The sequence below is a fragment of the Bradyrhizobium sp. U531 genome (assembly GCF_051710265.1).
Lineage (GTDB): Bacteria > Pseudomonadota > Alphaproteobacteria > Rhizobiales > Xanthobacteraceae > Bradyrhizobium.
In genome coordinates this window covers 1-12,790 of sequence record NZ_JASVEN010000001.1, presented here as the reverse complement: position 1 = coordinate 12,790, position 12,790 = coordinate 1, and the positions used below count along the sequence as shown (strand labels likewise).

Here is a 12,790-nt window from a genome sequence, read left to right as displayed (position 1 = left end):
AAATGGTCGTCATGCGCGGGCTCGACCCGCGCATCCATCCCCTTCCGAACAAGCTTCTTTCCGCATCGATGGATTGCCGGGTCAAGCCCGGCAATGACGAGCTGGGTCAAGTCACATGAACACCGCCCTCCTCATTCAGCTCCTGGTCAACGGCCTCGTGGTCGGCACGCTCTATGGCGTGGTCGCGATGTCGTTCGTGCTGATCTACAAGGCGACGCAGGTCGTCAATTTCGCGCAAGGCGAGCTGTTGTTGGTCGGCGCATGGGTGTGCTGGGCGCTGCTTGCCAAATACCAGGTCCCGTTCTGGATCGGCATGCCGATGACGCTGGTGTTCATGTTCGTGTTCGGCATCGCGGTCCAGGTGCTCATCCTGCGGCCGATGATCGGCGAGCCCATCATTTCAGTCATCATGGTGACGATCGGCCTCTCCACCGTGCTGCAGGCGAGCCTGAAGTGGATGTTCGGCGTCAATCCGCAGCCGTTCCCGCGCGTGTTCGAGAGCCAGTCGGTCAGCCTGCTCGGCCTGCAGATCCAGACCGTCTATGTCATGAGCCTCGTGGTCTCGGTCGCCATGATGATCGGCATGGCCTGGTTCTTCCGTGCGTCCAAATACGGACTTGCGATGCGCGCCACCGCGTTCAACCAGCAGGTGGCGCAATCGCTCGGCATTTCCGTCAAGAGCGTGTTCGCGATGGCCTGGGCGATCTCGGCCACCGTGTCGGCAGTCGCGGGCGTCGTCGTCGCGGTCGTGAACGGCGTGTCCTCGGGCCTTGCCGCCTACGGCATCAAGGTGTTTCCGGCCGCGATCCTCGGCGGGCTCGACTCCGTCGGCGGCGCCGTGCTCGGCGGCATCATCATCGGCCTGCTCGAGAACGTCGCGCAATATGTCGACAGCGAGTACCTCCACTGGGGCAATCTCTACGAGATCGCGCCGTTCTACGTCCTCATCATCGTGCTGATGATCAAGCCCTACGGCCTGTTCGGCACCCACGACATCGAGCGGATCTGACCCATGGCCGGCCCTGCCCTCATTCCTGCTGGTGATTTCCGCACCTCCTATGCGGCAGACACCACGATCTTCCCGACGACGACGAGCCGCAACTTCGCGATCGCCGGCGTGCTCGCGCTGTGCCTGGTGCCGCAGTTCCTTGGCGGCTACTGGCTCAGCATCCTGATCCAGATCGGCATCTTCTCGATCGCGGCGCTCGGCCTCAACATCCTGGTCGGCTTCACCGGCCAGATCTCGATCGGGCACGCCGCCTTCTTCCTGCTCGGCGCCTTCACCTCGGCCTACATCTCCAACAACGCGCCGATCCCGGTGTTCTTCGCGATCCCTCTCGCCGGAATCGTCACCGCGCTGGTCGGGCTGATCTTCGGCATTCCGGCGGCGCGACTGAAAGGGCTCTACCTCGTCATCGCAACGCTCGCCGCGCAATATATCCTGCTCGACTTCTTCTCCCGCGCCGAATGGTTCTCCGGCGGCTCAGTGCCGGCGAGCGCAAACCCGTTCTCGATCTTCGGCTACACGCTGCGCGGCGACAAACAATATTTCTACGTCGTGCTGGCCTATGTGCTGGCGAGCTACATCCTCGTCACCAATCTGATGCGCACCCGCGACGGCCGCGCGCTGGTGGCGATCCGCGACCATTATCTCTCCGCCGAGATCATGGGCATCAACCTGACCAAATACCGCACGTTGTCGTTCGGGCTGGCCGCCTTCTTCGCAGGCATCGCCGGCGCGCTCTATGCGCATTATCAGCTCGTGGTGTCGCAGGAAGGTTTCGGCATCGAGCGCTCGATCCTGTTCCTCGCCATGATCATCATCGGCGGCACCGGCTCGATCATGGGCACACTGATGGGCACCGCGTTCGTCGTGCTGCTACCCGAGTCGATGGAACTTCTGAGCGCTCATCTGAAGGGCGGCGCGATCGACAAGGCCCTGGGTCTCAACAACAACCTCACGTTCCTGCGCGAGATCGCGATCGGGGTGATCATCATCGCATTCCTGATGTTCGAGCCCGACGGACTCGCGCATCGCTGGCGGCAGATCAAGGCCTATTGGAAACTCTACCCGTTCTCGCACTGAGCGCGGCTGCTTCACTTAAACAATAAACAGGAGGAACCGACCTATGAGAATGAAATCCCTTTTGGGCACGGCGTCACTTGCGCTCTCGATTGCGGCCTTTTCGGCCAGCGCGCAGGCGCAAATCGCACTCGGTCATCTGGAGGATCGCTCCGGTGGTACCTCCGACGTCGGCACGCCCTACGGCCAGGCCGTCGCCGACACCTTCGCCTGGGTCAACAAGAACGGCGGCGTCGGCGGCAAGCAGCTCAATGTCGACACCAACGACTACGGCTATCAGGTCCCGAAGGCGATCGCGCTGTATAAGAAGTGGTCGGCGCCGGACAGCAAGGTCGCCGCGATCATGGGCTGGGGCACCGCCGACACCGAGGCGCTGACCGGCTTCCTCGCCCAGGACAAAATTCCCGACATGTCCGGCTCCTATGCCGCCGCCCTCACCGATCCCGAAGGCGTCAGCGGCAAGGCCAAGCCTGCTCCTTACAATTTCTTCTACGGTCCGAGCTATTCGGACTCGCTGCGCGCGATGCTGATCTGGGCCGCCGAGGACTGGAAGAGCAAGGGCAAGTCCAGCAAGCCCAAGTTCGTCCACATGGGGGCCAACCATCCCTATCCGAACGCGCCGAAGGCTGCCGGTGAAGCGATGGCGCAGGAGCTCGGCTTCGAGGTGCTGCCGCCGCTGGTGTTTGCGCTCGCGCCGGGCGACTACAGCGCGCAGTGCCTGAGCCTGAAATCGTCGGGCGCCAACTACGCCTATCTCGGCAATACCGCGGCCTCCAACATCTCGGTGATGAAGGCGTGCAAGACCGCAGGCGTCGAGATCCAGTTCATGGGCAATGTCTGGGGCATGGACGAGAACGCCGCCAAGACGGCAGGAGATGCCGCCAACGGCGTGATCTTCCCGCTGCGCACCGCCGTGAGCTGGGGCGGCGATGCGCCCGGCATGAAGACGGTGATGGAAATCTCCAAGATGTCCGATCCCACCGGGAAGGTCTATCGCCCGGTGCACTACATCGCGGCCGTCTGTTCGGCGCTCTACATGAAGGAAGCACTCGACTGGGCCGCCAAGAACGGCGGCGCCACCGGCGAGAACGTCCGCAAGGGATTCTATCAGAAGAAGGACTGGGTCCCGGCCGGCATGGAAGGCGTCTGCAATCCTTCGACATGGACCGACAAGGACCACCGCGGCACGCTGAAGGTCGACCTCTATCGCACCAAGATCACTGGTGCGACCGACGGCGAGCTCAACGATCTCATGGCCAAGGGCGCGATCAAGCTCGAGAAGGTCAAGACCGTCGAACTGCCGCGCAAGCCGGAGCTGCTGGGCTGGTGAGCCCCTAGTCCGTTCGTCGTTCCGGGGCGATGCGAAGCATCGAACCCGGAACCTCGAGATTCCGGGTTCGGTCCTGCGGACCGCCCCGGAATGACGGAAGAAGCTGTGACGACAGCGGAGAATGAAGACGAATGACCGACACCCTCGAAGCATCCCGCGCCAAACCAACAGCCGTCGCCCCCGCGCCCCTCCTCGCCGTGCGCAACATCGAGGTCGTCTATGACGACGTCATCCTGGTGCTGCGCGGGCTCAGCCTCGACGTGCCCAAGGGCGCGATCGTGGCGCTGCTGGGCGCCAATGGCGCCGGCAAGTCGACGACGCTGAAGGCGATCTCCGGGCTGCTCAAGACCGAGGATGGCGAGGTCACGCGCGGCGAGATCCTGTTCGAGGGCTCATCCATCGCCGGCATCGATCCCGACAAGATCGTCCGCCGCGGCATCTTCCAGGTGATGGAAGGCCGCCGCATCGTCGCCGACATGACGTCGCTGGAGAACCTCAGGCTTGGCGCCTTCACCCGCAGGGACCGCGAGGTCGATGCCGATCTCGACATGGTCTTCAATTATTTCCCGCGCCTGAAGGAGCGCACCGGCCTTGCCGGCTACCTCTCCGGCGGCGAGCAGCAGATGCTTGCGATCGGCCGTGCGCTGATGGCGCGCCCGAAGATGATCCTGATGGACGAGCCGTCGATGGGCCTGTCGCCGCTGCTGGTGAAAGAGGTGTTCTCGATCATCCAGAAGATCAACCGCGATCTCGGCGTCACCATTCTCCTGGTGGAGCAGAACGCCCGCGCCGCGCTGTCGGTGGCGAGCCATGGCTACATCATGGAGCAGGGCAAGGTGGTGCTCGACGGCACCGCCGACGAATTGCGCGACAACGAGGACGTCAAGGAATTCTACCTCGGCGGCGCCGGCGACCAGCGCAAGAGCTTCAAGAACCTCAAGAGCTTCAAGCGGCGCAAGCGCTGGCTGTAGCGTTTTCAGGCGACGCGGAAACCGGGTCGCGTGACGACAACGCGTCAGAACAAGATGGCACTAACTCAACACCTGCTCCGCTTCCGTGATTGCGCAGAGAACATGATAGAACGACGACGCGGGAATGGTGTCGATCAGCGACTTGCCGTCGCGATCGAACTGGTCGTACCAGCCGCCCCTCACGGGATGGCTGAGATAATGCTGTTCGAGCCGCACCAGCGCCGCGCGCGCCTCGTCGGCCGCGCCCGCCTCGCCGGATTCGGCCTGCGCGATCCACGCCTTCGCGATCTCGGTCTGCGGCCACAGCCGGCGCGTGCTGCGGCGGATGTTGCCGCTGTCGTCCCCCTCGTCGGCCAGGCATCCCGTGACCTCGTCGCGGTAGCGCAGCGCGCTCGCCAGGAGTTCGGCGCGCCGCTGTCCGGTCGGACAGCCCGTGATGCGTTCGAACCCCTTCAGGAGCCAGACCCATTCTGCCTGATGACCGGGCTCGATGCTGACCGGCTCGATCTTCGACCAGTCCTCCTCGAAATATTCGCCGAGCACACACTTCCGCTTGTCGTAGAGGTTGGCGAGGAACAGCGCGAAGAACTCGCCGGCCCGGTTCTGGAACGACAGATCGTGGGTCGCCTCGAAGCACGCGATCATCGCCTCGAACAGATGCATGTGCGGATTCTGCCGGCGCGGCAGCGTGATCGGAAGGCCTTCGTGCACGCCCCCGTGCGGCGAGCGGAGATGGCCGTCGAGGAAGGCGAGCAACGCGTCGATCTCGGCGCGGACCTGCGCGTCCTGGTCGAGCGCGTAGACGGTTGCGAGCGCAAACAGGATGAAGGCGTGATCGTAGGCATCGCGCCGGCCATCCAGCACCGTTCCTTCCGGCGTCAGCCGGTGCACATAGCCCGGCCGGCCGTCAGGCGATTTCGCCTTCGCGAGCAGGTGCTCCAGCCCCTTCAGCGCGATGGCGCGCCCCTCGGGATACCAGCCCATCTGCGCCGCCTTGGCGTAGCAATAGATCTGGCGGGCCTGCACGAACACGCGCCGCGGCGCAGCGACATCCGCCGTGCAGTCGCGGTGCAGCCGGTCGATGAAGCCGCCCGTCGACCGATCCCAGCCGACGGTCGACCACAGCGGCAGCGCCTCGTCGATCATGCGGCGCTTCAGGCGCGCGACGACGTCAGCGGCATCTTCCGCCGCAATATTTCCTACGTCCGCCATCGGGTCGTCTCCAAGCCTCGCCAATGGCGGTCTGATACCCATGCCGGTGGCGACGCGCAACGGATGCCAACACGGAAAGAACAGCCATGACCGCCCATTACGACGCCCGCGAGACGCGTGAGCCGGCAACGCGCGAGGCCGATCTGTTCTCCCGCCTGCCGGAGGTATTGCGAGCCGCGATGGCCGCCCCCGCCTATGCCGAGCGGCTGAAGGGCATCGATCCCGCTGCCGTGACCTCCCGGGCGGCGCTGGCGGGCCTGCCGGTTCTGCGCAAGTCGGAACTGCCCGCCCTGCACAAGGCCTCTGCGCCCTTCGGAGGCTTCGTGGCGGCCGCCCCCGGCTCATTCGCCCGCCTCTTCACCTCCCCCGGCCCGATCTTCGAGCCCGAGGGACGCCAGTCCGATCCCTGGCGGGGCGCGAGAGCTCTGTTCGCGGCCGGGTTCCGCCCCGACGACATCGTCCTCAACACTTTCAGCTACCATCTCACCCCCGGCGGCTTCATCTTCGATGCCTCGGCCCGGGCGCTCGGCTGCGCCGTGATCCCGGCCGGGCCCGGCAATAACGAACAGCAATTCGAGCTGATCGAGGCCTACCACCCGGTCGGCTACAGCGGCACCCCGGACTTCCTGAAGATCCTGCTCGATGCAGCGGCGAGTTCGGGCCGCGACGTCTCCTCGATCAAGCGAGCGCTGGTCTCCGGCGCAGCCTTTCCGCCCTCGCTGCAGGCCGAGATCAAGGCGCGCGGCATCGATGCCTACCAGGCCTTCGGCACCGCCGATCTCGGCCTCATCGCCTTCGAGACCGAGGCGCGCCAGGGCATGGTCGTGAACGAAGACCTGATCCTGGAGATTGTCAGGCCCGGCACCGAAGATCCCGTGGCGCCCGGCGAGGTCGGTGAGATCGTGGTGACCTCGCTCGACCCGCATCATCCCTGGATCCGGCTCGCCCTCGGCGACCTCACCGCAGCCCTACCAGGCACGAGTGCCTGCGGTCGCACCAACATGCGCATCAAGGGCTGGATGGGCCGCGCCGACCAGACCACGAAGGTCAAGGGCATGTTCGTCCGCCCCGAGCAGGTCGCCGAGATCGGCAAGCGTCATTCCGCGCTGGGAAAACTCCGCCTCGTCGTCACCCGACAGGGCGAGACCGACGCGATGACGCTGAAGGCGGAGACGACGGCCGCGAGCGAGGCGTTGCGCGAAGAGATCGCCGGCACCTTGCGCACCGTGACGAAGCTCGGCGGAGCCGTCGAGCTGGTCAGCCCTGGCGCGCTGCCCAACGACGGCAAGGTGATCGCGGACGAGCGGTAGCTGACCCGGCTTAATAACAGCGAATATTTGCAAAAAGCTAGCCCGATTTGGCCGTAGAACTACGAAAAATCCCGAAATTTCAGGGGCTTGTGCGCGACTGCGAGAGGCAGGATGGAAAATAACAGGGAATTCAGCGAATTCTTCCCCAAATAACAGCGAATATGTCGAGCCGAAGCAGGGAAGCTAACCAGAAGGGCTCGTATCGAGCACAGGCGCATCATGGACTCGCGCGGCAGTCGGTACTGTCCTTAGAAACGAGAACTATATCGGAAACCTCATCTTCAACCGGAAGTCCCAAAAGCTCCGGCAATCCGCCGTGAAGAGTCCGCCTGAACAATGGATCAGAACCGAGGGCTGCATCGAACCCATCATCGATCACGAGGTCTTCTTCAAAGTCACGAAGATTATTGTGGAGCGTCGTGTTGACATATCCGAGGAGGAGATTCTCCTACGGCTACGCAAGACTCTGCTCAAAGAAGGGCGCTTGACGCCGGCTATTATCGACCGAACGCCGGGGCTGCCTGCTCTATGACCTGCCAAACCCATTTCGGCAGTCTTCAAATCTATATCGGCTGCTCGGTTACACCCCGAAGAGAAATTACGAATTTCTTGACTCGCGTCCTGTCTGGTCCGAGCTAAGGTCGAGGCTTGTCGATCAGGCTGAGACCGCGATCAAAGCGGCAGGCGGACGCATAAGTTCTGGCGGCGCGAGCAACTGCCTCCGCATAAATGGAAAGACCTGTCTTTAAGTGAGGGCTGCTCGCTGGACTCGCGGCCAAAAGCCGACGCACGCACCGCACTAGAGCATCGAGCGCGAGGCGTGCCTTCCTGACGGTTGGATAGCTGCTATCCGGCTGGCCGAACACAACAGGGCGGTCCTCGACTACGTTTTGTTGCCGACCGATGGTATAGTGAAGCGCACTATTCGCTTCTCGGAAGCGGTGTGCGGGCGACGGGGTATGGGTCTTATTCAAAGCGGTCACTCGGCGCCTAGTAGGAACGCGGGCTATCTGCCAAACCAGGCCAGCGCGCACCAGCCGACAGAAAACGGATCTATCCAAAACCAGACGAAGTCACAGACAACTCCGATTGAGATAAACTGAGATCTCGTGCTAGCCTCTGGTTGACATTCGACAGCTGCTCCAGGACGTAGTCGTATGGGCGTCATATCGATAGTTGCAAACATCCTCAGAGACGAACTCACGTCGATCGGCATTCGGTCGCTCACCATCCAGGAATCGGACAGGATTGCGACTCCCATCTTCGAGCGGATCACGAATTTTAAATTTGAGCTTGCTGCACGTGACTTCGCTTCCGAGAGCCGCGAATGCGACTAACCTTCTCGTGATCTCCCGCTGCAACACTTCAACACGCGCCACGCAAGTATCAAAAGTGTTGGGAAGCCTTGAGCCGGCTCGACTTCCGCGGGCAAGTTGCAGAGCAATAATCACGCCAGGGGTGAGAGGCCAAAAGTCGCTGGGCTGGCTGCTAGCGGATCGACAACTCAGCTGTAGGCGCTGTAACCGCGAGCCCCGTCTTCTGCCGCAGACTGTTGACGGGCTACAAAATGGGCACGAGTCCCCCTAACGCTGGCAAGTTCCCGTGCTACGGTCCGCAGGTGACCACTAGCGCGGTCGCAATCTCAGTTAACTCCCGCCGGCCCCAAGCCGGCGGGTTTTTCGATCAGCTTATGACCAATCATCGGGTTGGCGGGCGTTAACTGGGCTTTAACCCCGGTTGTGAGGTGGCGCCGGCTCATATAGATAGTAAATACGATCCGCGTCAGCGTCAGTTGCGTTTGAGAGTCATGATTACGTACAAGCAGTACCACATCGAGCAAGTTGAGCACGGCCAAAGAGGTTGGATTGCCCGCATCACGCGGGCGGATGGCCAGAACATCCGCACCATCCTGCCGGCCTCTGAGCATCCCTATCTGGATACGAAGCCTGCCGCATCGGCTGAGGAAGCTGAACAGCTCGCCAAAGAAGGCATCGATTTCGGCGGGGTAGTTTGAGCGGCCCCTCGGCTGCTCGCGTTCGCGCTTACAGGTGAGAGCTCAACGCAGCGGCTGGAGAAAGGCTGCCGCTTTGTCGCGAGTCGCACGCCCCCGTTTGCGGCATCTTGGACACGCCGCTGCTCGGCGACACCATCGGCCGCAGCCTCGATCACGCGGTGCAGCCCTGGGGAGATCGCGAGGCGCTCGTCTCGCCCAGCCACGGCGTCAGATGGACCTGGCGAGAATTCGCCGAGCGGGTCGATGCGCTCGCCGCGGCCTTTGATTTACGTCGACGCTGGAAATCCCCTATAAATCCCGTACCTCGATTAGCCAATCGTCTTCAGCCTCTCGGCCGCAGCTCATAGCGAGATGCCCTGCCTCCCCAGCCACGCGATTGCCGCGGAGCAAACCGCCGACAGCAAGGCAGCCAAGAACCAGAGGCGTCCACGGGCTGCGTTGATCGAATGCAGATACAAAAAAGCTGCAAGAAGCTTCCCGTAGTTCCTTCGGAATTCTCCGTTAAGCTTAGCTATTTCAGGCAGATCGGACAAAGCCTTGTATTCGTCGGACACAGGCTGGGCTCCATTTACGGCTGGACCAGCACCTCATAAGCCCCTGTTTTGCCCGACGGCGCAAGCGGATTTTCGGTTTTTTCGATGTACGATGGTTTACGCCGCATTCCCGATAGCTCGGTTGCTAGCGCAATGCCGATATAAGTGGGCGGGCTCGCCTCAGACCGGAATCAGGCCAGCGCGGAACTCCATCTGAAGACCTCGATCGGCGAAAGTCTTGCCGCACCATCGCGTAGCCTACAAAAAGGCCGATGGTGATGGCGAGGGCCAACAGTGGGAAAATGTAGTTCATAGGGCCTCCCATACCTCGAAATAATAGCAGATGAACGCAAACCGTCCAGTCGGTTGGTGCTCCCTCCTAAAACGCGCCTTGAGTTCTATGGTTTCGACCCGCTTGTGATCGTCACACGTTGTGCCGCTTCAAGCGTTTGAGCCCCCGACGCTGCCGTGAAAGCGCAGCCTTCTCATAGCGCTCCAAGCTCCACAGAAATCTCATTTGCTTTGGTTAGGCGTCCTCAACCACGGTCAGGATTAGACCGAGTCTCAGAGCCCGCAGGCGAGCCTGTCGACTCCTAGCTTGGACCAAATCTTGAAACGCATCTTCAACATTCCTGCCTTTAAGCTCCTCCGCAAGCACTGCGTCCAATCCATTGAAACCCGAACTAGCGGCTTCGTCCCAACGAGATAATCCATGCCGATAAGCGTTGCGGCCAGCTATTGCTTTCCCAGCGCTGGTTTGCGCCGGTACTCTTCGCTGCGTTTGCGCGATTGGCTTCGATTTGTCGCTTTGACGCCAAACTTCCCTCCCGGATTTTACTAGCCAGCGATCGATCCGTCGATTGTGAATCGACGGCATTAATCCTCCTTCCCGCACCTCCGCGGTGCGACAGTATTTCAGGCCGGAGACCGGTCCATTAATAGCCGGACGATGAACGAATGAAGGTTTACCCCCATCGACAGATAGGCCGGCATGCCGGCCGCTTGCGCCGCATCAAGATCACTCTGCTTGTCGCCGATCATGAACCTGGCATCGATATCAACTGGGTACCGCTCAAGAAGGGCCCTGATCATCCCCGGCTGTGGCTTACGACAGTTGCAGAGGGCGCGGTAACGCTCAATCAGACCATCGGGATGATGCGGGCAAAATTCGAACGCATTGATATGCGCGCCAAAGCCTTTAAGCTCGCGCGACATCCGTTCGTGCAAATTGCGAACATGCCGCTCCTCGTAAAACTTCCTCGCAATTCCTGATTGGTTCGTCACCACAAACGCAAAATACCTGCGTCATTGACTGCTCTTACGGCCTGCTGGGCGCCTTCCACCCACCGGATCTTGTCCGGATCAAAAGCATAGCCGTCGTCCTCGTTGAGGACGCCGCCACGATCAAAGAAGACTGCGGGACGCATAAGCTGTCTTGCCCACGCTGGAAGGGATACGACCGATCTTCCGACAATCACTGCTTTTTTCAACATATCGCGCGTAGACAGATCCTTGTATGCGCCGTGCCTTTGCATCCAGCGATTTGCCCTTGAAACGTAAAACGGCTTCGTTTTGTCGCTTAGTGCTGGTCAGCCTCCGGTCGCCCTCGTCCTTAGCGCGGGAGAACAAGAGCCATTCCTGCCGCTAAACCGAGCAATGATATTGCTGCAGAAAGGACTGGCGCTGGACGGCGATTGGAGCGTTACTGATCGACCGGGCGCCAACGCCAATCATCGCGCCAGTATCTCGCCTCGCGGACGCGGGGCTTCAAGCAGTGCGGCAAGTAAGCCGCTTGATCTTGCTTGGGAGATATCGGTGACAACGGTTCAAACGAATGGCGCAGACGTGCCAAATTAAATCATCAGGTTCACCCCGAACGACCGCCGCCATTTCATCGGCGGCTCGGATGCCCGCATCATCATGGGACACGACCAGGAGAACCTCATCCGCCTGTGGCGGGAAAAGCGCGGCGAAATCGAACCGCAGGATCTCTCGGACGATCTGATCGTCCAGCTCGGGACCGTGACAGAGGTCTTGAACCGCGCCTGGTACCAACGCGCCAGCGGTCACACCGTCAAGGACATCCAGAAGCGTGTTCGGCACCCCGTGCGCAAATGGATGGCGGCAACGCTGGACGGAACGGTCGAGCAGACCGGCGCGGTCTTCGAAGCAAAGTTCATGCTGCCCTGGGCCTTCACTGAGGAAGCTGCGGCCGAGAAACACATGGCCCAGTTGCAACACAACATGTGGGTCACCGCATCCCGCAGCGCTGTCCTCTCCATCATCACCGCCGGTGGCAAATGGGTTGAGATCAAGCTCCACGCTGATCCGCTGTACCAGCACCTCCTGCTCACGGCCGAGAAGAAGTTCTGGCGCTGCGTCCAAAGCGGCGAACGGCCTATCCTCTTCAATATCGAGGCGCCCCGCCCGAGACTGGAGGCGGTCAAAGTCGTCGATATGTCCACGTCCAATCAATGGGCTGAACTGGCGGCGATCTACCTGCGGACCCGAGAGGCCCACGGCGAGCACGAGACGGCCAAAGCGGATCTGAAGAAGCTCATGCCTGAGGATCCCAAGGAGGCCACCGGCCACGGCATCAAAGCCAAACGTTCGAAATCAGGCACGATCAGCTTCGAGGCTCGGCTGGCTGAGGGCTCTCATGCATCAGTCCAGTGAGCACATCGGGACCATCGCAGCCGCCTTCGCCCGGGCCCAGGCTGAACTGGCGACCCGAAAAGACCCTGACGGCCATCATCACGTCACGCTTCCCGCGGGAGGATGATCGGGCCTTCCGCTACGCCTCCCTCGCGAGCGCCTGGACAGCGTGCGAAAGACGCTGAGCCAGCGGGAGATCGCCACCATACAGACTACCCGGATCGAGCAGGTCACAGGTCAGATCCATTTCACCACCCCGCTCGCCCACGCCTCCGGGGAATGGATCTCCTCCGACCTTCCGGTCTGCGGCACCAAGGAGGTCGAGGCGCCGCACCGGATTGGCTCCGCGCTGACGTATGCCCGCCGGTATGCCCTGTTCGCCCTGGTCGGGATCGCCGGAGAGGATGAATTGGACGCGCCCGATGTCGCCACCGAGCCTCCCGCGGCGACCCAGCCGCAGGCTGCGTCACGACCGAAAAAAAGGACGTCTGGCGGCGTACTGAACAGACCTTGGTCTTGCCGCCCGACGGCTCCGCCGAACTCTTGGACCGGCTCCTGGGCCAGCTAGCCGCCCAGGAGGACAACGATGAGCTGCTCACCTGTGCCAGGATCAGCGTAAGCATCCGGTGAGGACCGCGTAGCGGTCACTCAGGCAGCCTGATTTGCTTGCTTGTCCCGGTCG

Annotated in this window: 12 protein-coding genes and 2 pseudogenes; 11 read left to right on the top strand and 3 right to left on the bottom strand. The window is 61.8% G+C overall.

All coding sequences use genetic code 11. The features are described 5' to 3' along the window. Positions 1-2 precede the first annotated feature (2 nt). From QRQ56_RS00070 to QRQ56_RS00050, 5 genes are all read left to right on the top strand, one after another. Complete coding sequence (locus QRQ56_RS00070; RefSeq protein WP_438736619.1) at positions 3-119, top strand: ABC transporter; 117 nt, start codon at positions 3-5, stop codon at positions 117-119. Further along, on the top strand, positions 116-1,009 hold the full coding sequence (locus QRQ56_RS00065) for a branched-chain amino acid ABC transporter permease (protein WP_438736617.1): 894 nt from the start codon (positions 116-118) through the stop codon (positions 1,007-1,009). Before QRQ56_RS00070 ends, QRQ56_RS00065 begins: the two co-directional genes overlap by 4 nt. 3 nt (positions 1,010-1,012) lie before the next feature. Continuing rightward, positions 1,013-2,086, top strand: coding sequence for a branched-chain amino acid ABC transporter permease (locus QRQ56_RS00060; RefSeq protein ID WP_438736615.1), 1,074 nt, complete (start codon positions 1,013-1,015; stop codon positions 2,084-2,086). A gap of 43 nt (positions 2,087-2,129) precedes the next feature. Further along, entirely contained in the window at positions 2,130-3,413 is a 1,284-nt protein-coding gene (locus tag QRQ56_RS00055; RefSeq protein WP_438736613.1) for an ABC transporter substrate-binding protein, read from the top strand. Positions 3,414-3,544: 131 nt separating this feature from the next. Then, entirely contained in the window at positions 3,545-4,384 is an 840-nt protein-coding gene (locus QRQ56_RS00050; protein ID WP_438736611.1) for an ABC transporter ATP-binding protein, read from the top strand. Positions 4,385-4,444: 60 nt separating this feature from the next. Here QRQ56_RS00050 and QRQ56_RS00045 read toward each other — a convergent pair whose 3' ends face one another. Then, a complete protein-coding gene (locus tag QRQ56_RS00045; RefSeq protein WP_438736609.1) occupies positions 4,445-5,596 on the bottom strand; it encodes an AGE family epimerase/isomerase in 1,152 nt (383 codons plus the stop codon). A gap of 86 nt (positions 5,597-5,682) precedes the next feature. On the opposite strand from QRQ56_RS00045, the gene QRQ56_RS00040 reads away from it, so the two are divergent. The 4 genes and pseudogenes from QRQ56_RS00040 to QRQ56_RS00025 form a co-directional block, all read left to right on the top strand. After that, on the top strand, positions 5,683-6,906 hold the full coding sequence (locus QRQ56_RS00040) for a phenylacetate--CoA ligase family protein (RefSeq protein WP_438736607.1): 1,224 nt from the start codon (positions 5,683-5,685) through the stop codon (positions 6,904-6,906). Between the two features lie 202 nt (positions 6,907-7,108). Then, positions 7,109-7,438, top strand: a pseudogene (locus QRQ56_RS00035) (recombinase family protein); the annotation flags it as partial. Positions 7,439-8,713: 1,275 nt separating this feature from the next. Beyond that, positions 8,714-8,920 (top strand): hypothetical protein, encoded by a 207-nt coding sequence (locus tag QRQ56_RS00030; RefSeq protein ID WP_438736606.1) that lies wholly within the window; start codon positions 8,714-8,716, stop codon positions 8,918-8,920. Between the two features lie 65 nt (positions 8,921-8,985). Further along, positions 8,986-9,183: pseudogene (locus QRQ56_RS00025) on the top strand (AMP-binding protein); the annotation flags it as partial. Between the two features lie 1,185 nt (positions 9,184-10,368). Here QRQ56_RS00025 and QRQ56_RS00020 read toward each other — a convergent pair. Further along, positions 10,369-10,737, bottom strand: a complete 369-nt coding sequence (locus QRQ56_RS00020) for an HAD-IIIA family hydrolase (protein ID WP_438736604.1) — start codon at positions 10,735-10,737, stop codon at positions 10,369-10,371. Beyond that, entirely contained in the window at positions 10,734-10,946 is a 213-nt protein-coding gene (locus QRQ56_RS00015; protein WP_438736602.1) for a hypothetical protein, read from the bottom strand. The genes QRQ56_RS00020 and QRQ56_RS00015 overlap by 4 nt, the downstream gene beginning before the upstream one ends. A 364-nt stretch (positions 10,947-11,310) precedes the next feature. On the opposite strand from QRQ56_RS00015, the gene QRQ56_RS00010 reads away from it, so the two are divergent. Beyond that, the gene (locus tag QRQ56_RS00010) at positions 11,311-12,129 is read left to right on the top strand and encodes a YqaJ viral recombinase family protein (RefSeq protein ID WP_438740022.1); all 819 of its coding nucleotides are present in this window, start codon (positions 11,311-11,313) and stop codon (positions 12,127-12,129) included. A 148-nt stretch (positions 12,130-12,277) separates the two neighbouring features. After that, positions 12,278-12,676: an ERF family protein gene (locus QRQ56_RS00005; protein WP_438736600.1), complete on the top strand. Its 399-nt coding sequence runs from the start codon at positions 12,278-12,280 to the stop codon at positions 12,674-12,676. The last annotated feature ends 114 nt before the right edge of the window (positions 12,677-12,790 follow it).